At 66.1% G+C, this 24505-nt stretch carries 23 protein-coding genes; 8 read left to right on the top strand and 15 right to left on the bottom strand.

Annotation, left to right across the window (positions count from 1 at the left end; translation table 11 throughout):
• The first annotated feature begins 2 nt into the window (after nt 1-2).
• Nucleotides 3-953 carry a cation diffusion facilitator family transporter gene (locus ACMGDH_RS17055; RefSeq protein WP_436829181.1) on the top strand — a complete coding sequence of 317 codons (951 nt, stop codon included), beginning with the start codon at nt 3-5 and terminating at the stop codon, nt 951-953.
• Between the two features lie 4 nt (nt 954-957).
• On the opposite strand, the gene ACMGDH_RS17060 is transcribed toward ACMGDH_RS17055, so the two are convergent.
• Nucleotides 958-2196 carry an MFS transporter gene (locus ACMGDH_RS17060; protein ID WP_436829182.1) on the bottom strand — a complete coding sequence of 413 codons (1239 nt, stop codon included), beginning with the start codon at nt 2194-2196 and terminating at the stop codon, nt 958-960.
• Nucleotides 2197-2475: 279 nt separating this feature from the next.
• On the opposite strand from ACMGDH_RS17060, the gene ACMGDH_RS17065 reads away from it, so the two are divergent.
• From ACMGDH_RS17065 to ACMGDH_RS17090, 6 genes are all read left to right on the top strand, one after another.
• The gene (locus ACMGDH_RS17065) at nt 2476-5466 is read left to right on the top strand and encodes a TonB-dependent receptor (protein ID WP_436829183.1); all 2991 of its coding nucleotides are present in this window, start codon (nt 2476-2478) and stop codon (nt 5464-5466) included.
• Nucleotides 5467-5577: 111 nt separating this feature from the next.
• Nucleotides 5578-7140: a tryptophan halogenase family protein gene (locus tag ACMGDH_RS17070; RefSeq protein ID WP_436829184.1), complete on the top strand. Its 1563-nt coding sequence runs from the start codon at nt 5578-5580 to the stop codon at nt 7138-7140.
• Nucleotides 7140-7856, top strand: a complete 717-nt coding sequence (locus ACMGDH_RS17075) for a SapC family protein (protein WP_436829185.1) — start codon at nt 7140-7142, stop codon at nt 7854-7856. Before ACMGDH_RS17070 ends, ACMGDH_RS17075 begins: the two co-directional genes overlap by 1 nt.
• Nucleotides 7849-8880: a cupin-like domain-containing protein gene (locus ACMGDH_RS17080; protein ID WP_436829186.1), complete on the top strand. Its 1032-nt coding sequence runs from the start codon at nt 7849-7851 to the stop codon at nt 8878-8880. The genes ACMGDH_RS17075 and ACMGDH_RS17080 overlap by 8 nt, the downstream gene beginning before the upstream one ends.
• Entirely contained in the window at nt 8877-10379 is a 1503-nt protein-coding gene (locus ACMGDH_RS17085) for a tryptophan halogenase family protein (RefSeq protein WP_436829187.1), read from the top strand. Before ACMGDH_RS17080 ends, ACMGDH_RS17085 begins: the two co-directional genes overlap by 4 nt.
• A 20-nt stretch (nt 10380-10399) precedes the next feature.
• Complete coding sequence (locus tag ACMGDH_RS17090) at nt 10400-11461, top strand: LacI family DNA-binding transcriptional regulator (protein WP_436829188.1); 1062 nt, start codon at nt 10400-10402, stop codon at nt 11459-11461.
• A gap of 1 nt (nt 11462) precedes the next feature.
• On the opposite strand, the gene ACMGDH_RS17095 is transcribed toward ACMGDH_RS17090, so the two are convergent.
• From ACMGDH_RS17095 to ACMGDH_RS17160, 14 genes are all read right to left on the bottom strand, one after another.
• On the bottom strand, nt 11463-11612 hold the full coding sequence (locus tag ACMGDH_RS17095; RefSeq protein WP_436829189.1) for a hypothetical protein: 150 nt from the start codon (nt 11610-11612) through the stop codon (nt 11463-11465).
• Between the two features lie 104 nt (nt 11613-11716).
• The gene (locus ACMGDH_RS17100; RefSeq protein ID WP_436829190.1) at nt 11717-11908 is read right to left on the bottom strand and encodes a hypothetical protein; all 192 of its coding nucleotides are present in this window, start codon (nt 11906-11908) and stop codon (nt 11717-11719) included.
• Nucleotides 11909-11994: 86 nt separating this feature from the next.
• Nucleotides 11995-13308, bottom strand: coding sequence for an amidohydrolase (locus ACMGDH_RS17105; RefSeq protein WP_436829191.1), 1314 nt, complete (start codon nt 13306-13308; stop codon nt 11995-11997).
• A gap of 85 nt (nt 13309-13393) precedes the next feature.
• Nucleotides 13394-14173 (bottom strand): phosphoadenylyl-sulfate reductase, encoded by a 780-nt coding sequence (locus ACMGDH_RS17110; protein WP_436829192.1) that lies wholly within the window; start codon nt 14171-14173, stop codon nt 13394-13396.
• Nucleotides 14166-14594 carry a DUF934 domain-containing protein gene (locus ACMGDH_RS17115; RefSeq protein ID WP_436829193.1) on the bottom strand — a complete coding sequence of 143 codons (429 nt, stop codon included), beginning with the start codon at nt 14592-14594 and terminating at the stop codon, nt 14166-14168. The genes ACMGDH_RS17110 and ACMGDH_RS17115 overlap by 8 nt, the downstream gene beginning before the upstream one ends.
• A 98-nt stretch (nt 14595-14692) precedes the next feature.
• Entirely contained in the window at nt 14693-16327 is a 1635-nt protein-coding gene (locus tag ACMGDH_RS17120; protein ID WP_436829194.1) for a nitrite/sulfite reductase, read from the bottom strand.
• Nucleotides 16328-16448: 121 nt separating this feature from the next.
• Entirely contained in the window at nt 16449-16745 is a 297-nt protein-coding gene (locus ACMGDH_RS17125; RefSeq protein WP_436829195.1) for a DUF2849 domain-containing protein, read from the bottom strand.
• Entirely contained in the window at nt 16742-17527 is a 786-nt protein-coding gene (gene cobA, locus ACMGDH_RS17130) for a uroporphyrinogen-III C-methyltransferase (RefSeq protein WP_436829196.1), read from the bottom strand. Before cobA ends, ACMGDH_RS17125 begins: the two co-directional genes overlap by 4 nt.
• A gap of 214 nt (nt 17528-17741) precedes the next feature.
• The gene (locus ACMGDH_RS17135) at nt 17742-19085 is read right to left on the bottom strand and encodes a glycoside hydrolase 5 family protein (RefSeq protein WP_436829197.1); all 1344 of its coding nucleotides are present in this window, start codon (nt 19083-19085) and stop codon (nt 17742-17744) included.
• A gap of 127 nt (nt 19086-19212) precedes the next feature.
• Entirely contained in the window at nt 19213-19506 is a 294-nt protein-coding gene (locus ACMGDH_RS17140; protein ID WP_436829198.1) for a TFIIB-type zinc ribbon-containing protein, read from the bottom strand.
• A 3-nt stretch (nt 19507-19509) separates the two neighbouring features.
• Nucleotides 19510-20226: a Bax inhibitor-1/YccA family protein gene (locus tag ACMGDH_RS17145; RefSeq protein ID WP_436829199.1), complete on the bottom strand. Its 717-nt coding sequence runs from the start codon at nt 20224-20226 to the stop codon at nt 19510-19512.
• An 11-nt stretch (nt 20227-20237) separates the two neighbouring features.
• Nucleotides 20238-20459: an HP1242/YdcH family protein gene (locus tag ACMGDH_RS17150; RefSeq protein WP_436829200.1), complete on the bottom strand. Its 222-nt coding sequence runs from the start codon at nt 20457-20459 to the stop codon at nt 20238-20240.
• Nucleotides 20460-20690: 231 nt separating this feature from the next.
• Nucleotides 20691-22106, bottom strand: coding sequence for a succinylglutamate-semialdehyde dehydrogenase (gene astD, locus ACMGDH_RS17155; protein ID WP_436829201.1), 1416 nt, complete (start codon nt 22104-22106; stop codon nt 20691-20693).
• A 66-nt stretch (nt 22107-22172) separates the two neighbouring features.
• Nucleotides 22173-23525 carry a protein adenylyltransferase SelO family protein gene (locus ACMGDH_RS17160; protein WP_436829202.1) on the bottom strand — a complete coding sequence of 451 codons (1353 nt, stop codon included), beginning with the start codon at nt 23523-23525 and terminating at the stop codon, nt 22173-22175.
• 18 nt (nt 23526-23543) lie between these two features.
• On the opposite strand from ACMGDH_RS17160, the gene ACMGDH_RS17165 reads away from it, so the two are divergent.
• Nucleotides 23544-24407, top strand: coding sequence for an alpha/beta fold hydrolase (locus ACMGDH_RS17165; protein WP_436829364.1), 864 nt, complete (start codon nt 23544-23546; stop codon nt 24405-24407).
• The last annotated feature ends 98 nt before the right edge of the window (nt 24408-24505 follow it).

Consider the following 24505-nt stretch of genomic DNA (forward strand, 5'->3'; position numbering starts at 1 on the left):
CGGTGGCGGCCTCCCCGGCATCCGGCTGGCGCGCCAATATCGTCATCCTCGCCGCGCTCGCGGCCAATCTCGGGATCGCCGTCGCGAAGTTCGTCGCGGCGGCGATCACGGGATCCTCCTCGATGCTCACGGAGGGCGTTCACAGTGTCGTGGACAGCGGCAACCAGCTGCTCCTTCTCTATGGCCAGCACCGCGCCAGGCACCCACCCGATGCCGAGCATCCCTTCGGCTATGGACGCGAGCTCTATTTCTGGGCCTTCGTCGTCGCGATCTTGATCTTCGGCCTCGGCGCCGGCGTCTCGATCTATGAGGGATGGCGCCACATCGCTGCGCCCGAGCCACTGCGCGACCCGTTGATCAACTATGTCGTCCTCGCAGTCGCGGTCACGCTGGAGGGAACGTCCTGGGCTATCGCGCTGCGCGCGTTCGCCCGGGCACGGGGCGAGAGCGGCTGGTGGGAGGCGGTACGCGATTCGAAGGACCCGGCCAGCTTCATCGTGCTGTTCGAGGATTCGGCCGCGCTCGCGGGGCTGATGATCGCCGGTGTCGGCATCTGGGCAAGCCATGCCTGGGCAGACCCGCGGATCGACGGCGTCGCCTCGATCGTCATCGGATGCATCCTTGCCGCCGTCGCCGGGCTGCTGGCGCGCGAAGCCAAGGGATTGCTGATCGGCGAGCGTGCCAACGCCGAGGTGATCGCCTGCGTCCGCATCGTACTTGCCGGCCATCCGGAGATCGTCCGGATCAACCACGTCCGCACGATCCACAGCGCCCCCGAGAGCATCTTCGTCGCGATCAGCGCCGATTTCGACGATGCGCTGTCGATGGGGGCGGGCGAGACGCTGATCGAGACGATCGAGCACGAGCTTAGAGCGCGCATGCCGGCGCTTTCGTCGATCTACATCCGGCCAGAGAAGACCGAAGACGCCCCCGCGGTGGTGGCGGTGGGATAGGGGTTTACCGCCGTCCCTGGATCGCGAGCACCGTTGCGCCCGCACATAGCGTGAGCCCGGCCAGCGCGAGCATCAGAAGCCCGAAATCATGGGGCGTCGCGAGCAGCCAGGCGAGGCCGAAGCCGATCAGCGTGGGAAGCGTGTTGGTGAGGTTGAGCAGGCCAAGGTCGCGGCCGCGATGCTCGGGGCTCGGAAGGAGCTGCATCGCGAAGGTGGCGTGGAGCACCAGGAATATCTGCGAGCCGATCGCATAGGCGCCAAATCCGATCGCGCCCGCCGGCCAGTCGCGCGCGAAGGCCATGGCGACGAGCCCCGATGCTGCGATACCCGCGGCGGCGAAGAGGAAGGGCTTGCGGCGTCCGACGCGATCCGAGAGGCGCCCGATGAGCACGGCGATCGGCAGGGGAATGATGAACGCCAGGGTGAGGATGTGGCTCACCCGCGCGGCGAGCTCGGCCGGCGGCGCGCCCGGCACCACGCTCTGGAAATAATAGAGGAGGTAGAGCGACAGCATGTTGCCGGCGACCTGGAGCAGCAGCCGCGCGGCCCAGGCGGTCAGCAGGTCGCGGCGAAGGACGCGGACTTCGGTGCGCGTTTCCTGTTCCGGAGGAACCGGACGTGCGCGCGTCAACAGCGCGGGAAGCGCGCACGCCGCCATCGCACCGGCCACCGCGGCAAGCTGGGCCGCCTCGTTGGGAAGCCCGACAGTCACCACCACCGCGGCGACTGCCGAGGCGAGCGGGTTGGCGACGGACAATAGGCCGCCGGCAATGCCCTTCTGCGCATCCGGAACCTCGTCCGCCATGATCGCGAGCAGCGGAGCGAGCAGGGCGTTCACGGCACATTGGAAGATCATGATCGCGATGATGATCGTCGCGGGCGTGGAAACGGCGGCGACCAGCGCATAAGAAGCCGCAGTCGCGATCACACCGCCCGCCAGCCAGCCGCGTCGCCCGCGTCCGCGCGCGACCGAACGGTCGCTGAGCCATCCGAACAATATGTTGGACAGGCTCGCCGCGATCGCCCCGGCGATCGCCGTCGCGGTGAACAGGCCGATCCGGCCGTCGCCGGCCATCGCCTGGATCTTCATCGGGAGCAGCAGCGACAGGAGAGGCAGATAGCCGATCGTGCCCCCCGCATAGGCAAGCGCGAGCGCAAGGAGGAAGCCGAACGGGCGCCGACTGGAGCCGCCAGCGGGGATGCGCGGCGGTTCCGCGGTCGAAGAGGGGGAGGGAGCCGGCATCGCGCTTGTCGTTGGCGAACTTGCCCGCTCGCGCGCGGATCGGCAACGAGATGTTGAAGCACGCCGCCCTCGTTTAGGGGGTGGGTCATCCCACGCCTCGTAGGCGTGGGAACTGCCCAGGAGACCTGATTTAGGCCCAACCGGGACGTAAATTGAGAACGTTCACAAATGAGGCGTCAACGTTGACAGGGGAGTCTTGACAACGCTGGTCAGCAGGAGCAAGTGAACGTTCTCAACGACGGCGGTCGAAGAACACGTCGGGTTTCAGGGGAGGATATCATGCGGAGCTTCAAGGCTCGTTCGCTTTCGCGCATCATCATCGGAGTTTCCACGCTTGCGATCGCAAGCGTTCCCTGCGTCGCGCTCGCGCAGGATGCGCCTGCCGACGAAGTGCCGGCGGAGGAGGAGGTGCTCGTCACCGGCATCCGCGCCAGCTTGCGCGAAGCGGTGGACATCAAGCGCAACTCGAACGGCGTCGTCGACGCGATCTCGGCCGAGGACATCGGCAAGTTCCCCGACACCAATCTGGCCGAGTCGCTTCAGCGCATCACGGGCGTGTCGATCGATCGTTCGAACGGCGAGGGCCAGTTCGTCACGGTCCGCGGCTTCGGCCCCGAGTTCAACCTGGTGACGCTCAACGGCCGCTACATGCCGACCTCGTCGCTCGGCGACGGCGCCAGCGCGCCGTCGTCGCGTTCGTTCGACTTCGCCAATCTTGCGGCGGAAGGCGTGGCGGCGGTCGAAGTCTACAAGACCGGCCGCGCGGCGATCCCCTCGGGCGGCATCGGCTCGTCGATCAACATCCGCACCCCGCGCCCGCTCGATCGCCCCGGCATGCGCGGTAGTATCTCGGCCAAGGCGGTGCTCGATTCGTCGATGAACGAGGACCAGGAGATCACGCCGGAAGTCTCGGGCATCTTCAGCTCGACCTTCGGCGCGGACGACACCTTCGGCATTCTCGTCACCGGCTCGTATCAGAAGCGCAAGGCGAGCAACAATTACGGCACCGTGGGCTGGCGCGACGGCTATCTCGGCAGCGAGAACAACTGGGGCTCGCTCGCTCAGCCGGGCGATCCGCGCGCTGCGAACATCGAGAACCGGCCGGAGGCGAACGACGTCTATCAGGTCGCACAGAACGCTTCGTACAACCTCGAGGACATCGATCGCGAGCGCATCAACGGCCAGCTGGTGCTGCAGGTCCGTCCGGCGGACTCGCTCACCGCGACGGTGGACTACACCTATTCGCGCAACAAGGTGGAGGTGCGCAACAGCAACGTCGGCATCTGGTTCAACCACAATGATACGTCGAGCGCCTGGACCGACGGTCCTATCGCCGGTCCGCTCTTCTACAGCGAGGCCTTCACCGCGACCGAGCGCAAGGACCTGTCGTACAGCGGCTCGCTGACCGCTAACCAGAGCGAGAACAAATCCTTCGGCGCCAACCTCGAGTGGGAGGCTCCGGGCGGCGTCAACGTCCAGCTCGACTATCACCACTCGACCGCGGAATCGAAGCCGACCAACGATTACGGCACCAGCGTTTCGGTGGGCAACGCCGTTTTCGGCGTCGCCACCCAGACGATCAACTTCGAGGACGATCTCCCGATCATCGGCTACACGATGCACCCGGGGATCGATCCGCTCGACCGCTCGCTGATCACACCGACCGGCAACGCTTTCCGCAATGCTTATTTCAAGGACTCGATCGATCAGGCGCAGCTGCGCGGCCATTACGACCACGACGGCGGCTTCCTAGACAGCCTCGATTTCGGTGTGTCCTACAGCGAGAACAGCATCCGCTCTGCCTATGGCTTCGTCCAGAACGAGACGTGGAGCGGCGCGGGCCCGGCTTCGGACATCCCTGACGACATCTTCTCGCTCGTCTCGCTGCCCGACAAGTTCCAGGGGGTGTCAGGCTCCGACAACCCGGCGATGATCCAGAACTTCTATTCGTTCGATTTCGAGCGAATGGTGGGCCTGATCGAAGACCTCTATCAGACGTGCAGCGATCCGCAGACCGGCACTGCAGCGCCGGGCACCTGCCTTGCCGACTATACCGTCGATCGTCGCACCACCGAAAAGACACTCGCACCCTATCTGCAGTTCAGCGGCGTGTTTGAGGCGTTCGGCAATTCGGGCCACCTCGTCGCGGGACTCCGCTACGAGACTACAGTTATCGATTCCCAGGCGCTGGTTCCGATCCCCGTCGGCACCTCATGGGACGCGGCGAACGAATTCTATATCGCCTATTCGGACCAGTCGGACTTCTCGCGCTTCAAGGGCACCTATGACAACTGGCTGCCGGCGATCGATTTCGACATCTCGCCGATGCGCGATGTCAAGCTGCGCGCTTCGTACAGCCATACGATCACGCGTGCCGACTATGCCAGTCTGCAGGGCGGCCTGACGCTCGACTCGCAGTTCCGCATTGCCTTCGGCACCGGCAGCCGCGGCAACCCGGCGCTGCTCCCGTACAAGTCGAAGAACATCGATCTGTCGGCCGAATGGTATTATGCGCCCGAGAGCTATTTCTCGGTCGGCTTCTTCCACAAGAACGTGTCGAACTTCATCTCGCAGGACCGTATCACCGAGAACGCCTTCCAGCTGCGTACGGTCGCCAACGGTCCGCGTTACCAAGCGGCGGTGGCGGCGGGTGCTGCGACAACTCCGTGCGGTATCCGCCAATATATCTTTACCAACTATCCTGGCTCGACCGCGCCCACCGGCGTCGATCCGGCGGGCTGCATCACTGGCAAAATCTTTGCGTTGCCCGAAGATCCGCTGGTGCCGTTCCAGATCAACACCCCGGTCAACAGCGACCAGACGGCCAAACTCTATGGCTGGGAGTTCGCGCTCCAGCATAGCTTTTGGGACACCGGCTTCGGCACGATCCTGAACTACACGCTGGTGCGGGGCGACGCGACCTACGACAATACGCAGCCGTCGAGCGTCACGCAATTCGCGCTGCCGGGCCTGAGCGACAGCGCCAACGCCGTACTCTACTACGACAAGAACGGACTACAGGCGCGTGTCGCATGGAACTGGCGTGAGCAGTTCCTTTCGGGAACTGGTGCCAACCCCTTCTATGTGGAAGACTATTGGCAGATCGACGCCAGCGCGAGCTACGAGTTCGTGCCGGGGCTGACGGCCTTTGTCGAAGGCATCAATCTCACCGGGGAGAGCCGCCGCGGGCATCTTCGTTCGGATAACAACGTCAGCTTCGCGGCGCCGGGTTATGCCCGCTATTCGGCAGGCGTCCGGTTCAACTTCTGAGCCGGTGCCTCGCCGGGCAGCTCGAACGGAAGGAGCCACCCTTGCGCAAGGGTGGCTTTTTCCGGGTCGGTCCGGCAAGTTGCGTCCAGGTGTGAAGGCGGGAAGCGCGAGGTGGAAAGGGCTGTAACCAGGGTCGTGATCGTCGGCGGGGGAACCGCCGGCTGGCTCGCGGCCTGCTCGATCGCCGCCCGCGCCGATCCCGCCGCCGAAAAGCCGCTCAGCGTCACGCTGGTTGAATCCCCCGATGTGCCGACGATCGGAGTGGGCGAGGGCACCTGGCCCACGATCCGCCGCACGCTGGAGCGGATCGGTATCGCCGAGGCCGATTTCCTCCTCGCCTGCGATGCCTCGTTCAAGCAGGGCTCGCGTTTCGACGGGTGGCGCACCGGGGCGCCCGACGATTTCTATCTTCACCCTTTCACCCCGCCGCCGGAGACGAGCCCACGCGGGCTGATCCAGGCGTGGCAGCGGGATTTCCCCGGCCGCAGCTTTGCCGAGGCGACGAGCGCACAGGCGCGGGTCTGCGCACTCGATCTCGCCCCGCGCCAGCGCGCGATGCCCGATTACACCGGGGCGCTGAACTATGCCTATCATCTCGACGCTGCGAAGCTCGCGGCGCTGCTGGCGCGGCAGGCCACACGGCTCGGCGTCCGGCACGTCCGCGATCATGTTGTCGCAATCGATCTCGCCGATGATGGCGACATTGCCGCGGTGCGCACGCGGGGAAGCGGGCCGGTCGAGGGTGACATGTTCATCGACTGCACCGGTCACGCCGCGCTGCTGATCGGCGGGAGCTACGGCGTGCCGTTCCGTGACCGCAGCGATGTTCTGTTCAACGATCGCGCGCTCGCCGCGCAGGTGCCGGTCGCGCCAGGCAGCCCCATTGCGTCGCAGACCAACGCCACGGCGCATGCGGCGGGCTGGATTTGGGACATCGGGTTACCCGGGCGGCGCGGCATCGGCTGCGTCTATTCGTCGGTTCACGCGAGCGACGAGGAAGCTGCGGCGACGCTCGCCGATTATATCCGTAATGCCGTTCCGGGCGCCGATGCGGACGCGCTTTCGTTCCGCCGCTTGACTTTCCGCTCGGGGCACCGCGAGCGCTTTTGGGAACGCAACTGCCTGGCGATCGGGCTCTCCGCCGGCTTTCTCGAACCGCTCGAAGCCTCGGCGATCGTGCTGATCGAACTGTCGCTCGACGCGCTGCTCGATAATTTCCCGGCGACGCGCGAGGTGATGGATATCCATGCGGGGCGCTTCAATGCGCTGTTCCGCTATCGCTGGGACCGGATCGTCGAGTTCCTCAAGCTTCACTATGTGCTGAGTCAACGCGACGAGCCGTATTGGCGTGACCATCGCGATCCGGCATCGATGCCGCCGCGGCTGGCCGAGCTGCTTCGGCTGTGGCGCCACCAGCCGCCGTCACCCGCCGACCTGCCCAACGTCGACGAGATATTCCCGGCGGCGAGCTACCAATATGTGCTCTACGGCATGGGCTTCGGAGCGCCTGCCGCGGGTCCGATCCGCAGCGATGGAGTTGGTGCCGCTCCGGCCGTGCTCCGCCAGGCTGGAGAGCGTGCCCGCGCGCTCGCCGCCGCCTTGCCCACCAACCGCGCCTATCTCGACGCCTTGAGGGCCGCATCCACGCCGCCCGCCATGGAACGCCTTTCCTGATGACCCAACACGCTCTTCTCACTGCCGAAACCCATCGCGAGCTGCGCGTGCGCACCGATCGCGCCGCCGAGCTGGGCGATGCGGTGATGTGCTGCATCACCGTGCCCGACGAGTTCCGTCGCGTGCAGGATGAGTATCCCATATTGTTCCGCAAGAACGTGGAGCGCGACGAATTCACTGCGCTCGCGATGTTCGGGTTGGAGAATGGCGAGAATCTGTTCCTGGTGGACGGCCGTTGGGATGCCCGCTACCGCCCGCTCGCGATCGACATCCAGCCTTTCCTGATCGGCAGCGCGCCGGAGGGAGCCGAGGCGGCGCAGGTCCATGTCGATCTCGCCAGTCCGCGTATCGCCGCCGACGAGGGCATGCGCGTGTTCGACGAGTTCGGCCGTCCGACGCCGTATCTCGAGACGATCGCCGAGCAGCTCGGGGCGCTCGATGCCGGCTACAAGGCATCGGCCGATTTCTTCGCGGCGCTGCGGCGTCACGACCTGCTCGAACCGCTGACGCTCGAAGTGACGCTCGATGACGGCTCGACCAACCGGCTGGTCGGCTTCCATGTCATCGATGAGGCCAAGCTGGCTGCGCTCGAGCCCGCCGCGGCCGCCGAGCTCCATCTCGAGGGGCATTTGATGCCCATCTTCATGGCGGTCGCTTCGATCTCTAAGCTCAGTGCACTGATCGCGCGCAAGAACCGGCGCCTGCGCCATGGCTGAGGTCGATCCGGGCATCTTCGCCGCCGCGGCAGCGATCCCGGAAGTGACGGTCGAGGGACCGGGGCCGCTCAATGCGCTGTTGCGCGAAGCCACCGGACCCTTCGTGGTGCGCGGACTGGTGGCGGACTGGCCGCTGGTACAGGCCGGGCGCCGATCGGGGCGTGACGCGCGCGACTATCTGCTGCGGCTTCGTCGCGACACGCTGTTCACCGTCGCCGTGGGTACGCCCGAGAGCGCCGGACGCCTGTTCTATGACAATGCCATGGGAATGAACTTTCGCACGACGCGTGCCAAGCTTCCCGACGTCTTCGCGCAGATCGACGCGGTCGAGGACAGGGTCGATGCGCCGCCGATCTACCTCGCCTCGATCGACGTGCACGACTTTTTCCAAGGGCTCCACGAGGCCAATCATGTCGATCTCGGCGATCGTTCGTGCCTCGCCAGCATCTGGATGGGCACGCGCACGCGCATTGCGGCGCACAACGACTTTCCGGACAATCTCGCCTGTGTGGCGGTCGGCCGGCGCCGGTTCACGCTTTTCCCGCGCGAGCAGTTCCGCAATCTCTACCTCGGCCCGGTCGACAACACCCCGGCGGGACGCGCAGTGAGCATGGTCGATTTCCACGAACCGGACTTCGAAGCCCATCCGCGCTTCCGCGAGGCGCTTCGGCACGCGCAGGTCGCCGAGCTCGAGGCGGGCGACGCGATCTTCATTCCTTCGATGTGGTGGCACCATGTCGAGGGGCTCGATCCCTTCAACGTGCTGGTCAACTATTGGTGGCGCGATACGCCGCGCTGGCTGGGTCAGCCGCAGGACGCGCTCAACCACGCGATGATGGCGATCCGCGACTTGCCCGCGGACGAGAAGCGCCACTGGCGCGACCTGTTCGACTATTACGTCTTCCAGAACGGCGACGAGGTTGTCGCCCATATCCCCGAAGAAGGACGCAGCGTGCTCGCACCGCTCACCTCCGACAGCGCCGGCCGTCTGCGCGCATTCCTGCTGCGGCAGCTCAGTCGATGACCGAGGGCAGGCGCCTGCGCCGCATCGTCATCGCCGGCGGCGGCACCGCAGGCTGGATGGCGGCTGCCGCAATTGCGCGAACGCTGGGTAGCGCGGTCGATCTGACGCTGGTGGAGTCCGAGGCGATCGGCACGATCGGGGTAGGCGAGTCCACCATCCCGCCGCTCGTCAACTTCAATCGCCTGCTTGGCATCAACGAAGCCGATTTCATGCGGGCGACGCAGGCGACCTTCAAGCTCGGCATCCTGTTCGATGGCTGGAAGGACGGAACCGACCGCTACTTCCATTCCTTCGGGCTGACCGGAAAGGACCATTGGTCGGCGGGCTTTCAACACTTCTGGCTCTATGGGCAGAGCAAGGGCCACGCGCAGCCCTATGACGATTACTGCCTCGAGCTCGTAGCTGCCCTGGAAGGCAAGTTCGCGCACCTGCCCGAAGACCGAATGAACTATGCCTATCAGCTCGATTCCGGGCTCTACGCCAAGTTCCTGCGGGCGATGGCGGAAGGTGACGGCGCGAAACGCGTCGAGGGCAAGATCGCCCGCGTCGAGCTCGACAGCGAGAGCGGCAACATCGCCGCGCTGCTGCTCGAATCGGGCGAGCGGATCGAAGGCGATCTGTTCCTCGACTGCACCGGCTTCCGCGCGCTGCTGATCGAGCAGGCGCTCCATGCCGGCTATGACGACTGGACGCACTATCTGCCGTGCGATTCCGCGATCGCGATCCAGACCGAGAGCGTCCGTCCCGCAGTGCCCTACACGCGCGCGATGGCGCACGATGCGGGCTGGCAGTGGCGCATTCCGCTCCAGCACCGCACCGGCAACGGCATCGTCTATTGCAGCCGCTATCTCGACAAAGATGCAGCGCTCGAACGGTTGCTCGGCACGGTCGAGGGGAAGACGATCGTCCATCCCAATTTCCTGCGCTTCGCCGCGGGCGCACGGCGGCTGCAATGGCACCGCAACTGCATAGCCGTGGGCCTGTCGGCTGGGTTCATGGAGCCGCTCGAATCGACCAGCATCCACCTGATCCAGCGCGCGGTATTGAGGTTCCTGCGAATGCTGCCGAACGCCGAGATCAGCCCGCGCGATATTGCCGAGTTCAATGAGCAGCAAAACACCGACATGCTGCAGATTCGCGACTTCCTGATCCTGCACTATAAAGCCACCGATCGTCGCGACAGCGCCTTCTGGCGCCAGTGCGCGGACATGCCGATCCCCGACAGCCTGGCGCACAAGATCGAGCTGTTCCGCGAGACGGGCCGCGTGTTCCGCAAGAACGACGAGCTGTTCGCCGAGAATAGCTGGGTGCAGGTGATGATGGGGCAGGGGATCATGCCCCGCGCCTGGCATCCGATCGCGGAGAAGCTGCGCGACGACGAGCTTGCGCGCTTGCTCGCCACGATCCGCGAAAATGTTGCCGGCACGGTCGCGCGACTGCCCGAGCATGCCGCCTATGTCGCGCGCTATTGCGGCGCCACCGACGCGCAAGCGGCCTGAGCCAGACGGGAACAGCGGGAATGGCGCGGCGCAGGCAGGCGGTAACCATCAAGCATGTCGCGGCCGATGCCGGCGTGTCGCTCCAGACGGTCAGCCGCGTCATCAACAAGGAGCCCAACGTCCGCCCGGAGATGATGCGGCGCGTCCAGGCTTCGATCGAGAAGCTCGGCTATGTGCCGTCGATCGCCGCGCAGCGGATGGGCGGATCGCGCTCGTACCTGATCCTCACGCTCAACGATCGCGAGCGCACGATTGCCGATTGGCGCGAGCGGCAGGGCACCGACTGGGTCGACCAGATGATGCTCGGCGGCATGCTCAAATGCGCCGAATATGGCTATCGGCTGCTCGTCGAGCTGATCGACACGCACAGCGACCATATCGAGCGCGAGCTGCTGGCGGCGCTCGGTGCGCTCCGGCCAGATGGCGTGATCCTTACGCCGCCGCATTCGGAGAACCCGCTGATCACGCGGCTGCTCGACGAGCATGGCATCGCCTTCGCCCGGATCGGATCACTGTCGCCAGGGCCGGGCTTTGCGCTGACGATGGACGACGAACGCGCCGCCCAGCTCGCGACCGAGCATCTGATTGCGCTCCGCCACCGCCGCATCGGCTTCATCGCGGGTCCTTCGGATTATGCGCTGAGCGGCTGGCGCGTGAACGGCTGGCGAGCAACGATGGAAGCGGCTCGGCTCGATACCAGCGGCCTGCTCGCCGAGGGCGACTTCACCTCGCCCTCGGGCCGGCGCGCGGCGGCGGAGCTTCTCGATCAGCCCGAGCCGCCCACCGCGATCATCGCCAGCAACGACCGGATGGCGATCGCCGCGCTCGATCTCGCCCGTGCGCGGGGGCTATCGGTGCCGAGCGACCTTTCGCTGATCAGCTTCGACGACGCGCCGAGCGTGCGCTTCACGCATCCGCCGCTCGCTGCGATCGTCCAGCCTATTGCCGAGGTGACCGCGCGGGCAGTGGAGCTGATCATCGATCAGCTCGCGGGCCGCGCGACCCCCGACGGTCCGGTGGTCGTCCCCGCGCATCTGGTGCTGCGCAGCTCGACCGCACCGCCGCCGCACCCCGGACGCTGACCTAGCGACTGTCGGTCTGTTGGTTCGAGAGCAGCTGCTCGTAACGCTCGGCCATCGTCAGATGCGCCTGTCGTGCCGTAGGGTGCTGCTGGCGTTCGGCTGCCTGGCGTTCGCGTTCCGCGCGCATGCGATAATAGTTGAGATCGTTCATGCCAGCCCCCAATGACGCGCCGAGCTTGCGCAGAGGCAGGCTAAGTTACAAGCAATTTTGGAGAAAATTGCGGCGATCCGAGCGGCCGGGCAAGGGTCTGGACTCTAGGAAGAGGTACGCCCGTTTTCGAGCTGCTGCCGCAGCGTCGCCGCCGAATCAGCTTCGTCGATCGCGCGCAGCAGATCCTCGAACTTGCTGTCGTCCGACACGGGGAAGCAGCGCTTGAAGCCCTCCCCCAATCTGTCCAGGTCGCGGGATGTCAGCAAGCCGACCGCGACGATACGCTCTTGCGCCAACTAACACTCTCCGGCGAAACCATCCGGCATTAACGTGGATCAGGTGGGTTTGTGCCACTCGGTTCGGCGATTCCGCACCCTGGCGATCATCGCCTGAGGATATCGAGCGCCGCAGCAGTCATCGCTTCGGTGGCGGTACCGACCACGGCCTCGGCATCGGGCGCCCAGAAAGGGCTGTGGAGCGAAGGCAGGCTGTCCTTGCCTGCCTGCGCGGCATCCCATTTGGCCTTGGGAACGCCTCCTACCCAGAAGATCATGCTCTGGATCGACTTGTCGGCGAGATAGAAGCGGCCGAAATCCTCGCCACCCATCACTGCGGGCGTCTCGATGACGCGGTCCTTGCCGAAGCGGGTGGTCCAGAGCGCCTGCAGGCGGCCGGTGAGCGGCTCGGTGTTGAACGTCGAGGGAGTGCCTTCGTTGCGGACGGTGACCACCGGCATGCGATCCTCGGGAACCCCAGCGGCGATCGCCTCGCCCTTGGCGATGCGCGCAATGCCGTCGAGCAGCTTCTTCCGGACTTCGGGCGTGTAGCTGCGCACGGTGAGCAGCATCGTCACGTCCTTGCCGATGATGTTGTGTGTCGATCCGCCGTGAAAGCTGCCGACGGTGACCACGGCGGCGTCCTGCGGATCGATCTCGCGGCTGACGAGCGTCTGCAGCGTGGTGACGATACGCGCGGCGAGGACGATCGGATCGCGCGTGGTGTGCGGATAGGCGCCATGGCCGCCGACGCCCTGCACCTTGATGTCAACCGAATCGACATTGGCGAGCGCATAGCCCGAACGCACGCCGATCACCCCCGCGGGGAGCGATGCGGCGTCATGGAAGGCGAGTGCGAATTGCGGCTTCGGAAAGCGCTCGAACAGCCCGTCCTCGAGCATCATCCGCGCGCCCATGCCGCGCTCCTCGGCCGGCTGGCCGATCATCACCAGCGTGCCCTTCCACTGGTCCTTCATCGCAGCGAGATTGCGCAGCGTGCCGATCCACGCCGCCATATGGGTATCGTGCCCGCAGGCGTGCATCACGCCGGTTTCCTGCCCCTCGTCAGTGGTGGCACGAACCTTTGAGGCGAAGGGGAGGCCGGTGTCCTCGATCACCGGAAGCGCGTCCATGTCGGCGCGGATCAGCAGCACCGGCCCGGGGCCGTTGCGCAGCACCGCGACGACGCCGGTGCCGCCGACCTTCTCGGTAACTTCGAAGCCTGCCTTGCGCGCCTCGGCGGCGAGCTTCGCCGCGCTCTTGACCTCGTGGAGGCTGAGTTCGGGGTTGGCGTGGAAGTCGCGGTAGAATTCCATCAGCTGCGGCAGCGCCGTTCGGGTCGCGTCGCGGACCGGATCGGCATCGGCGGGGGCAGCGGTGAGAGTCATGACAGTAGCGGCGAGCAGAAGGGTTCGGAGCATGCGGCATCCCATCTCATGGCTGCAAGAGTGTCGCGGAGGGTAGGGATGCTGTCAAACGATCCTCCCCGCTCCGGGGAGGATCGATTCAGAACGAAGGCTGGTTGGGATCGCCGTCGGGGATCGGAGTGTGGATGCCGCACTCGGTCTTGTCCCAGCCGCGCCAGCGGCCGGCGCGGGGATCTTCGCCCGGCTTGACCACGCTCGTGCAAGGCGCGCAGCCGATCGAGAGATACCCCTGCGCCACCAGCGGATGCTGGGGCAGGCCGTGTTTGACAAAATAGGAGTCGATGTCGGCCCTGGTCCAGTCGGCGAGCGGGTTCACCTTGAGCCGGCCCTGCACATCCGAAGTGTCCAGCTCGAAGCGCGGCAGCGCATTGCGCGTCTTCGCCTGGAACGCCTTGCGACCGGTGATGCTCGCGTCGAAGCCCTCCAGCCCCTTGGCGAGCGGCACGACCTTGCGGATCTCGCAGCAGCCGTCCGGGTCGTAGGACCAGCGCAGCTCGCTCGCATCCCGCACGGCCAGCACCTCGGCATCGGGGCTGAGCACTCGAAAATCCTTGAGGCCCAGCATCGCAACCAGCTGATCGCGATACGCCAGCGTCTCCGGAAAATGCTTGCCGGTGTCGAGGAACAGTACGGGCACTGCCGGGTCCACCGACGCGACCAGATGAAGCAGCGCGGCGGATTCGGCGCCGAACGACGAAACTACCGCGACGTCGCCGACCATATGCTCGCCGAGCACCGTGCGCAGCATCTCCTGCGTCGAGGTGCCGCGGAACAGGTTGTTCAGCCGGATCGCGTCCTGCTCGGTGAAGCGCGGTGCGATGTCCAGCCGGTCTATCTTGCGTGCGACAGCCTCAGCCATGGCGCAGTTTCCACACCGGCACCGCATCGTCTGCGGCGTGCTGATAGACATAGTCGTAGCGGTTGAGCGCTGATTCCAGCACCGCCTCGTCGATCGGAGCGTTCGGGGCGAAGCTGTCGAAGCCGCAGCGGCGCATGAACAGCATCTGATCGACCAACACGTCGCCCGAGGCACGGATCTCGCCCGTATATCCCGCCTCGCGCAGGATGCGTGCGGAGGAATAGCCGCGGCCGTCGCGGAAGCGCGGGAAGTCGATCTCGACCAGCGCGAGCCGGTCCAGATAAGGGATGAGCTGGCGTGCGTCCTCGCCCGCTTCGATGCGGACGGCGGTGGCGTTCGACTGGCCAAGGAAGGCGTCGATCGAGACCGCGGGCTCCTCATGGATGGCGTCGTCGCGGAAGCGCAGGATGGAATCAGTCACGTGCAAACCCCCGTTCGCCCTGAGCTTGTCGAAGGGCGTGGAGCGATCGAGAGACGGGCTTCGACAAGCTCAGCCCGAACGGATTTTGGGAGGCCCGATCAGCCATAAATGGCCTCCTTGAACGGCTCCATGCCGATCCGGCGATAGGTGTCGAGGAAGCGTTCGCCCGGCTGGCGCTGCGCCAGATAGACGCTGGTCGCTCTCTCCACGGCATCGACCACGCCGTCCTCGTCGAAGCCGGGGCCGGTGATCTTGGCCTGCGACGTATCCTCCGCGCCCGAACCACCCAGCAGCAGCTGGTAGTTCTCGGTGCCCTTACGGTCGACGCCCAAGATGCCGATGTGGCCGGCATGATGGTGGCCGCACGCGTTGATGCAGCCGCTGATCTTGATCTTGAGCTCGCCGAGCTCACGCTGCCGATCCATGTCGGCGAAGCGCTGCGATATCTTCTGCGCGAGCGGGATCGAACGGGCGTTGGCGAGGCTGCAATAGTCGAGCCCCGGGCAGGCGATGATGTCGGTCACCAGATCGAGGTTGACGTCGGCGAGCCCCGCTGCGTCGAGCGCCTGCCATATTGCGTGCAGGTCCTGCTTGCGGACGTGCGGCAGCACCAGGTTCTGCGCATGGGTGGCGCGCAGCTCGTCGAAGCTGTAGCGCTCGGCGAGATCAGCGACGATTTCCATCTGCTCGGCCGAAATGTCGCCGGGGATGCCGCCGATCGGCTTCAGGCTGATGTTGACGATCGCATAGCCCGGCGCCTTGTGGGCGACGGTCTGGCGGTCGACCCAGAGCGCGAATTCGGGGTCCGAACGTTCGATCTCGTCGCTGAGGCCGGTCTCGAACGGCGGCGGCGCGAAATAGGCGGCGATCCGGTCGTACTCGGCCTGCGGAAAGTCGGTGGCGAGCGTCAGGAAGTGCGCGAACGCCTCCTCCACCTGGCGGCGGAACTCTTCCTCGCCCAGCTCGTGGACCAGGATCTTCATCCGCTGCTTGTGGATGTTGTCGCGCCGTGCATGGAGATTCCACACGCGCAGCACTGCCTGGAGATAGGAGAAGATCTGCGTCGCGGGCAGGAACTCGCGGATGCGATAGGCGATGATCGGCGTGCGGCCCATGCCGCCGCCCGCATAGACTTCGAAGCCCTGCTCACCGGCTTCGTTCCTGACGATGCGCAGTGCGAAATCATGCCAGCGCAGCGCTGCACGATCCTCGTCCGCTGCGATCACCGCGATCTTGAACTTGCGCGGCAGATAGCTGAACTCGGGATGGAAGGTGGTCGCCTGGCGAAGCAGCTCGGCCCAGGGACGCGGATCGCAGATCTCGTCCGCCGCGGCGCCGGCGTACTGGTCGGCGGACAAGTTGCGGATGCTCTCGCCGCTGGTCTGGATCGCGTGCATCTCCACGGTCGCGAGGTCCGCGAGAATGTCGGGCGCTTCCTCGAGCTTGATCCAGTTGTACTGGATGTTCTGCCGCGTGGTGAAGTGGCCATAGCCACGGTCGTACTTGCGTGCGATGTGCGCCATCATGCGCATCTGGCGGCTGTCGAACGTGCCATAGGGAATGGCGACGCGGAGCATGTATGCGTGGAGCTGGAGGTACAGGCCGTTCTTGAGCCGGAGCGGCTTGAACTGATCGTCGTTCATCGCGCCCGCGATGCGGCGCGCGACCTGATCGCGGAATTCCTCGACGCGGGCATCGACGATGGCCTGATCGTATTTGTCGTAGCGGTACATCAGCGGAGTTCCACAGCCGTTCGCCCTGAGCTTGTCGAAGGGCGGTTCTCCACTTCGACGCCAGTGCGAGAAAAAGGACGGCGCTTCGACAAGCTCAGCGCGAACGGGGAAAGGGCGGTTCTCATATCACCCAGCTGCCGGCGTTCGGGTCGGCGGGTTTGAGCGTGAGGTCGGGGCGCACGGTGGGGCCGAGCGCACGGATGCGGTCCTTGATGTGCGCGGGGCGGGGGCCCTCGGGCGTCAGCGTCGCGTCGATGATCGCGGGGTGGTTGACGCGGCGTGCGGCGTCCTCCTCCGCGGCGATCGCCTCGCCGTGATCGCCGACGTCTACTGCCTCCTCGACATGGAGCGCCCAGCCCTCGCCGGTCCACCAGATCACCGCGCCGGTACGCAGGTCGTTTCCGGTCAAGATCTTCACGACAGTGCCTCCGCGGCTTTCGCCCATTGCACGAGCTTGTCCTCTGCGTCGGAGAGCCGCACGACTTCACCGACGACGATGATCGCCGGGCTCTGCACCTTTTCGCGCTCGACCAGCTCGCCGAGATCGGCGAGCAGGGTGCGGATCGCCCGGTGTCCCTCGAGCGTGGCACGCTCGAGCACGGCGACCGGCATTTCGGGCGCCACGCCGTCGGCCATCAGCTTGTCGGCGATGGCGGGGCAATTGGCGACGCCCATATAGATCACGAGCGTGCGGCCCTTGCCGGCGAGCCCCGACCAGTCCTGCTCCGAAAGTCCCTTGCACTGGCCGGCAACGAAGCTGACTGCGCTCGACCAGTCGCGGTGGGTGAGCGGGAGCATCGCCTCGGCAGCGGCGCCGAGCGCGGCGGAAACGCCGGGGATCACTTCCACCGGCAGGCCGGCCTCGCGCACGGCTTCGACTTCCTCGCCGCCGCGGCCGAAGATGAACGGGTCGCCGCCCTTCAGCCGCACGACGATCGCGCCCGTCTTCACATGCGCGATGATCAGTGCGTTGATCGCTTCCTGCGGCAGCGTATGGCGCGCCCGGCTCTTGGCGACCGAGATGCGGTGCGCCTGCGGGGCAAGGTCGAGCACCCGGCGATCGACCAGCCCGTCATGGACGAGCACATCGGCCTGCTTGAGCGCCTCGACGGCGCGCACGGTGAGCAGCCCGGGGTCGCCCGGGCCGGCGCCAACCAGGATCACGCGTCCACGCGCGGAAGGATCGAGCAGCGTTGCCATGGTCCGGCAGATGGTCCTGCGGCGCGCAAGGGGCAACGGAGGATGCTTTGGGGGGCGAGTAGGGGAGCTTTCGCGTCTTCAATCCTCCCCCGCCGGGGGGAGGTGGCGCGCGAAGCGCGGCGGAGGGGGAGGAAGCACGCCGCCCAGGTTCCGGCATCCGCCCCCTCCGCCAGCCTGCGGCTGGCACCTCCCCCTGGCGGGGGAGGATTGATCGCTACGCTGCGATCGGCTGCCCCATCGTCGCCAATGCCGCTGCATGTGCCTTGATCACTGCCCTGGTGCTCGCATCGCTGTCGAACACGCCGTACCAGCCCTGGGGCTCGTGCGGTGGGTCGCCAACGAAGGGGTCGCCGTGCCTGTAGCGGTGGTCGCCATGCGCGGCGCGGCCTTCGCCGTTCCACGCCCAGAAGTTGCCGCCCTGGAGCGGGCCGCCGGTTCGGACGCTATTCTCCACCGCGTCGAAGATCAGCCTGTAATAACCGTCCCTGTAGCTGGTTGCCGCTTCGGGATCATAGCCGCCGCCATCGCGCGGATAGCCGAATTCCTCGATCACCAGCGGCTTGCCGAGCTTGCGCGCGAAGCCGATGTGCTGGTCGATATACTCCCGCACCAGCGCCAGCCCCTTTTCGTTGGTGCCGGCGAGGTTGCGGGCGTCGATCCAGCTCCAGTTGAGGGGCCAGATGTGCGCGGTGCAATAATCGATCTCGGGGAAGCCGTGCTCCTCGAGATAGATGTCGGCGCTTTCCACTGTGCCCTTGAGCCCCTCGCTCCCGGTCGAGACGAGATGGTTGGAGTCGATCGACTTGATGAGCTTCGCGGTGTCCTGCACCCAGGCATGAAAGGCGGGGAGCAGTGGCATCGCAGTCTCCAGCGTGCCGCCGGGGCGTGGCTCGTTGGCGAGTTGCCACGACATGATCGTGGGGTCTTGCGCGTAGGGGACGCCGGTGATCGCATTGGTGCGCGAGACCAGCGCGCGCACCCAATCGTGATGGAGCGCAACGGCCTGTTTGTTGGCGTAGAATTGGGCAGTCGCGTTGGGGAAGGCGGGCCAGGGGTGCGCCGGATCTCCCACGTCGATATATTTGCCGGTGGCATAGTAGAGATAGGTCGCCATGCCGCCCGACCATTCCCAGAAGTTGGTCAGATAGAGCACGGCCTTCATGTTCCGCTTGCCCATCTCGGCGAGGCAATAGTCGAGCCCTTCGAGCAATGCCGGGTTCCAGGCATCGCCGCGGCCGCGGAAACCCGGCTTGACCGAGTTCCTGAGCGGTCCCTCTTCGGCCGAGGCGAGGATGCGCAAATTGGTGACGCCCGTCTCCAGCAGCGCGTCGAGCTCGCGCTTCAGCCGGTCGCAGTTTCCATATTCTGCCGCCGCCCCGAGCCAGGCGCCGTACCAGATGTTCGCGCCGACGAAGCGATAGGGCGCGCCGCCCAGTGTGAATTCGGTCCCTCGGCGGCGCACGAAGGGGGTAGGGGGCGGCGCGGCCACCACGGCAGGAAGAATCAGGGCCGATGCGAGTGCCGCGCTGCCGACGAGCGCCGTTCTCCGGGTGACCATCGATCCTCTCCGATTTCCCGTTCAGACCCGACGATAGCGACTTCGCAAGCGATGGGAAGCAGACGAAAAATGCCCGCCGCCAGGCATGCCGGCGACGGGCAGGTTCAGAGCCGTTCGGGGAAGGGGGCTAGTCGAACAGCTCTTCGAGGAAGGATTTGCGCCGCTTGTGCGGATAATGGCCCTGCTTGTGGCCATAGTTGCGCGCGTCATAGGGCTGAGGCGGTGCGCTGTAGCTCTCGCGCGGCGGTGCGGGCATCGGCGCTGGAGCGACCGCTGCGCTGTTGCGCTCGATGATCTTGTCGAGCTCGCCGCGGTCGAGCCACACGCCCCGGCAAGTGGGGCAATGATCGATCTCTATTCCCGAGCGCTCCATCGGCACCAGCTTGGTGCCGTCGACGGGGCAAGTGAAGTTGCCGTTCATGCGTTACTCCTCGTGCTGGCCGAACAGGCTCAGCAGCAGCTGGAACAGGTTGATCAGGTTCAGGTAGAGCGACAGCGCGCCCATCACGGCCAGCTTCTCGGTCGCCTGGGTGCCGGCATAGACGAGATACTCGCTCTTCAGCCGCTGCGTGTCCCAGGCGGTCAGGCCGGTGAACACCACGATGCCCGCAATCGACAGCACCATCTGGAGCATGCTCGACCCCAGGAAGATGTTGACCACGCTAGCCAGGACCACGCCGATCAGACCCACGAACAGGAAGGTCGAGAAGCGCGTGAGGTCGGTCTTGGTCGTATATCCCCACAGGCTCATCGCCAGGAAGATCGACGCGGCGGCGAAGAAGGCGCCGGCGATGCTGCTGGCGGTGAACACCAGGAAGATGGCCGCCATCGACAGGCCCATCACGCCCGCGAAAGCGAAGAAGGCGGTCCAGGCGCCGGCTGTGGTCATCTTCTCGATGCGGAAGCTGAAGAAGAACACGAACGCGAGCGGCGCCAGCATCGCCACCCATTTGAGCGGCGTGCCGAAGATCAGCGCGACGAGCGCCGGCGAACTCGCGACCAGCGCCGCGACTGCGCCGGTGAGCGCGAGGCCCAGCCCCATGTTGCGATAGATGCCGAGCATGTAGCGCCGCAGACCCTCGTCGCGCGCGGCGACGCCGGTTGCGGCGGTTCGATTGAAACTGGTGATCGGGTCAGCCATGGTTTTCTCCGTTAAGCTTGGGCGGGACGTCCGCGGCGCAGCACGGCTCTGGCCATGCGGCGCATCTCGGCGGCGTCGGGAATCTGGTGGAAGAGCCGGTCCTTCACGGCGAGCCGCTCCTTCTTGAGCCGCGACAGACGGAAAGGGTCGGGGCTGCGGCGCGCAAGCTCACGCCGGATCTCATGATTGAGCATCCAGTGGGCCGCGATCAGCCGCTCGATAAACGCGTTCACAAAAAAAGCCTCTCAAATCGACGTTGCATCGATCGAGGCGCCCGGAGGAGGGGGGCGGATATGGCCGCCAAAACCTGCACCGAGCACGCTCGATGCGGTCCGACATCACGGGGCTTCAGGTGAAGCCGCCGCCAGAGGGGCCCGGTCCCGCAGGATGAATCTAGGAGAGCACGCCCGCGGTTTCAATGCGCAACGCGCGCCGGAGAATTACGAAGTGTTGCTGGGAGCCGCTCAGGCGTCGCGCAGCCCCAGTCCGATCGACGCGCGCGACTGTTCGGATTCGGAAGAGACCACAGGATAAGCGCAATAATCGGCGGCGTAGAATGCGCTCGGGCGGTGGTTGCCCGACCAGCCGACGCCGCCAAACGGTGCCGCGGACGAGGCACCGTTGGTCGGCCGGTTCCAGTTGACGATGCCCGCGCGGATATTGGCCCAGAACTGATCGTAGAGCTGCGGATCCTGGCTTACCAGGCTCGCGGAAAGGCCGTAGCGGGTGTCGTTCGCCTCCTTGATCGCTTCCGCGAAGCTGCGCTTGCGAAAGACCTGCAGGACCGGACCGAACAGCTCGGCGTCGGGTTTCTCCGCCGCATCGGTCATGTCGACCAAGCCGGGGGTCAGGAAGGGGCGCCCGGCGATCGGTCGTTCCATGTGCCGCAGCGCCCGCCCGCCGTGCGTGAGCAGCGCGTCGAAGCTCTCGATGAGCTGGTCGGCCGCCTGGTTGTCGATCACCGGCCCCATGAACGGGGCCGGATCGGCATGCGGCTCGCCGATGATCAGCCGCCCGACGAGGTTATCGAGCTCGGCCATCAGCGGTTCGAAAAGGTGCTCGTCGACGATCAGTCGCCGCGCGGCAGTGCAGCGCTGGCCGGCGCTGGTGAACGCCGATTGCACCACCAGCACCGCCGCCGAGTAGAGGTCCGGCGTATCCCACACTATGATCGGGTTGTTGCCGCCCATTTCAAGCGCGAGGATCTTCTCTGGACGCTCCGCAAACTGGCGGTTTAGCGCGATGCCGGTGTTGGCCGAGCCGGTGAAGAGCAGCCCGTCGATGCCGTCGTGCCCGGCGAGCGCCTTGCCCTCCGCAGGCCCGCCGATCAGCAGCCGGATGCAGCCTTCGGGCACGCCCGCGGTGCGGTAGCAGTCGACCAGGAACTCGCCCGAAGCAGGCGTCTTTTCCGAAGGCTTGAACACCACGGCATTGCCCGCGAGCAGCGCCGGGACGATGTGCCCGTTGGGCAGGTGCGCCGGGAAGTTATACGGCCCCAGCACCGCCAGCACGCCGTGCGGCTTGTGGCGCAATGCCAGGCGTGTGTTCATCGGCGCATCGATCCGGCGCTGGCCGGTCCGCTCCGAATAGGCAGTGATCGAAATCTCGACCTTGGCGATCACCGTGTCGACTTCGGTGCGCGCTTCCCAGAGCGGCTTGCCCGTCTCCCGCGCAAGCACGTCGGCGAAGGCACCTGCCTTCTGCCGCACAACATTGGCGAAACGCCGCAGCGTCTCGACGCGATAGGCCAGCGGGCGGGCAACCCATTCGGCCCAGCTCGCGCGTGCGATCGCGACTTCGGTGTCCGCATCGCCGATCTCGCGGCGCCACAGCACGTCGCCCGTCGCGGGCTCGGTCGAGATGATTTCCTGTGCTGGCATGACGTCCTGATCTGTTCCCGCAGCGGCTGGCCGCTCTTGCCCGAAATCGCGGAAGCTTGCCAACCCCTAGGCGAGCGCTTCGCCCATCCGGCGTACCGCCGCCACCTTGGCCTTCAGCGGTCCCCAATCGTCGTCCGCGGCGATCGCCGCCCAGATCGCTTCCACTTCGTCGATCAGCATCGCGCAGGGTTTGTTGTCCGACCAATAGGCGTGGTCGCGGCGCTTGCGTGGGCGGTAGGCGGCGAGTTGGCTTCGCAGATCGGCGAACGGTTCGCGATAGCTGGCGGGCAGCGTTCCGCCGAAGCCGTCGAAGAAGAAGCGGTCGATCGGGGTAGCGGTGGCAGTCAGCGCCTGCTCGATCGCCCGCACGAGCGGCCGGTCGTGCTCGGCGCCGCGGGGCACCACACCCAGCCGCCACAGCATCGCGTTCGCCACTTCCTGCTGGAACCGTTCGGGGAAGCCGTCGAGCGCCTCGATAAGCGGCTCCTCCTCGGAGATCAGCCGCAGCGAGCTGGCGAGCTGCATCACGTCCCAATAGATCGCCTCGGGCTGGCGGCCGTAGGCGTAGAGCCCGGCGTGATCGAAATAGGCTGCGGTGAAGCCGGCGTCCCACGTCGGTGCGAAGCGCCACGGGCCATAGTCGAAGCTCTCGCCCGTCACGTTGATGTTGTCGCTGTTGAGCACGCCGTGGACGAAGCCCGCCGCCATATACTGCCCCGCCAGCCGTGCCGTCCGTGCGCCCACGTGCGCGAGCAGCCGTGCCGGGCCGTCGTTCCCCGGCTCCTCGCCGTAATGATGGCGCAGCACATAGGCGGCGAGCTGCGCGAGCCCTTCGGTATCCTGGAAATAGGCGAGCCGCTGGAAGGTGCCGATCCGGATATGACCATGGTTCAGCCGCACCAGCACCGACGAACGGGTAGGGGAAGGCTCGTCGTTGCGCTCCAGCTCCTCGCCGGTCTCGATGAGCGAGAAGGTTTTCGAGGTCTCGACCCCGAGCGCTTCGAGCATCTCGGTCGCCAGTATCTCGCGCACGCCGCCTTTGAGCGTCAGCCGCCCGTCGCCGAACCGGCTGTAGGGAGTCTGCCCCGATCCCTTGGTGCCCAGGTCCAGCAGCCGCCCGCGGTCATCGATCATCTGCGCGAACAGGAAACCGCGCCCGTCGCCGATATCGGGATTGTACACGCGGAACTGATGGCCGTGGTAACGCAGCGCCAGCGGCTGCTCCAGGCTGCCGGGCAGCGGCTCGAACCGGCCGAAATGCGCGATCCATTCGGCGTCGCTCAGCCCGTCCAGTCCCACGTTTGCCGCTGCACGATCGTTGCGGAAGCGCAGGATCGTCTTCGGAAATCGCGCCGGCGCGACCGGATCGTAGAAGGCAGGTCCGAGTTCGAGGATCGCCTGTTGCGGAGTGAAGTCCATGCGGCGATATGGGGGGCGATGGGCGAGCGGCGCAACTACAGCGATGGATATTGGTGGTCCAACGACGGGCTGCGCCTCCACTATCGCGATTATCCCGGCCCGGCCGGCAAGCCGCCGCTGATCTGCCTGCCCGGCCTCACGCGAAACGCGCGCGACTATGAGGGGCTGGCGGCGCGGCTTGCGGGCGAATGGCGCGTGATCTGCGTGGAGTTCCGCGGCCGTGGCGAGAGCGCCTATGCCAAGGATCCGATGACCTATGTCCCGCTGGTTTACCTTCAGGACGTAGAGGCGCTGCTCGCCGAGCTCGCCATCGATCGCTTCATCGCGGTCGGCACGTCGCTCGGCGGGATCGTCACGATGCTCCTCGCCGCCACCGATGGCGATAAGCTGGCGGGTGTGGTGCTCAACGACGTGGGACCCGAGCTCAATCCTTCCGGCCTCGCGCGGATCCGCACTTATGTGGGCAAGGCGGTGTGGCACCCCACCTGGATGCACGCCGCCCGAGCCATCGCGGAAAGCAATGCAGATGTCTATCCGGGATATGACATCGAGGATTGGCTGCGCATGGCCAAGCGGCTCTACCGCGTGAACAGCTCGGGCCGGATCGTCCTCGACTATGACATGAAGATCGCCGAGCCGTTTCGGGTGCCGGGCAATGAAGCCGGTCCCGACATGTGGCCGACGCTCGACGCGCTCAAGAAGCGCCCGGTGCTGGTCGTGCGCGGCGAACGCTCGGACATCCTGAGCGCCGATACCGCCGACAAGATGCTCGCGCGTCTGCCGCAGGGCGAGCTGGTGACGATCCCCGGCGTGGGTCATGCGCCGACGCTCGAGGAGTCGGAAGCCGTCGCGGGAGTCGACCGGCTGCTAGGGAAGATATAGGCCCTCGTCACCTTAAATCCTCCCCCGCCAGGGGGAGGTGGCATGCGAAGCATGACGGAAGGGGCGGAAGCGCGCCGGTACGTTCTGGCATCCGCCCC

It is taken from the genome of Sphingomonas radicis (assembly GCF_051400635.1).
GTDB lineage: Bacteria > Pseudomonadota > Alphaproteobacteria > Sphingomonadales > Sphingomonadaceae > Sphingomonas.

Excerpts from the sequence above, each read along its gene's own strand:
- ACMGDH_RS17060 (WP_436829182.1), bottom strand. The coding sequence starts at position 2,196 with ATGCCGGCTCCCTCCCCCTCTTCGACCGCGGAACCGCCGCGCATCCCC.
- ACMGDH_RS17065 (WP_436829183.1), top strand. The coding sequence starts at position 2,476 with ATGCGGAGCTTCAAGGCTCGTTCGCTTTCGCGCATCATCATCGGAGTT.
- ACMGDH_RS17075 (WP_436829185.1), top strand. The coding sequence starts at position 7,140 with ATGACCCAACACGCTCTTCTCACTGCCGAAACCCATCGCGAGCTGCGC.
- ACMGDH_RS17080 (WP_436829186.1), top strand. The coding sequence starts at position 7,849 with ATGGCTGAGGTCGATCCGGGCATCTTCGCCGCCGCGGCAGCGATCCCG.
- ACMGDH_RS17085 (WP_436829187.1), top strand. The coding sequence starts at position 8,877 with ATGACCGAGGGCAGGCGCCTGCGCCGCATCGTCATCGCCGGCGGCGGC.
- ACMGDH_RS17090 (WP_436829188.1), top strand. The coding sequence starts at position 10,400 with ATGGCGCGGCGCAGGCAGGCGGTAACCATCAAGCATGTCGCGGCCGAT.
- ACMGDH_RS17095 (WP_436829189.1), bottom strand. The coding sequence starts at position 11,612 with ATGAACGATCTCAACTATTATCGCATGCGCGCGGAACGCGAACGCCAG.
- ACMGDH_RS17105 (WP_436829191.1), bottom strand. The coding sequence starts at position 13,308 with ATGCTCCGAACCCTTCTGCTCGCCGCTACTGTCATGACTCTCACCGCT.
- ACMGDH_RS17110 (WP_436829192.1), bottom strand. The coding sequence starts at position 14,173 with ATGGCTGAGGCTGTCGCACGCAAGATAGACCGGCTGGACATCGCACCG.
- ACMGDH_RS17120 (WP_436829194.1), bottom strand. The coding sequence starts at position 16,327 with ATGTACCGCTACGACAAATACGATCAGGCCATCGTCGATGCCCGCGTC.
- cobA (WP_436829196.1), bottom strand. The coding sequence starts at position 17,527 with ATGGCAACGCTGCTCGATCCTTCCGCGCGTGGACGCGTGATCCTGGTT.
- ACMGDH_RS17135 (WP_436829197.1), bottom strand. The coding sequence starts at position 19,085 with ATGGTCACCCGGAGAACGGCGCTCGTCGGCAGCGCGGCACTCGCATCG.
- ACMGDH_RS17140 (WP_436829198.1), bottom strand. The coding sequence starts at position 19,506 with ATGAACGGCAACTTCACTTGCCCCGTCGACGGCACCAAGCTGGTGCCG.
- ACMGDH_RS17145 (WP_436829199.1), bottom strand. The coding sequence starts at position 20,226 with ATGGCTGACCCGATCACCAGTTTCAATCGAACCGCCGCAACCGGCGTC.
- astD (WP_436829201.1), bottom strand. The coding sequence starts at position 22,106 with ATGCCAGCACAGGAAATCATCTCGACCGAGCCCGCGACGGGCGACGTG.
- ACMGDH_RS17160 (WP_436829202.1), bottom strand. The coding sequence starts at position 23,525 with ATGGACTTCACTCCGCAACAGGCGATCCTCGAACTCGGACCTGCCTTC.
- ACMGDH_RS17165 (WP_436829364.1), top strand. The coding sequence starts at position 23,544 with ATGGGCGAGCGGCGCAACTACAGCGATGGATATTGGTGGTCCAACGAC.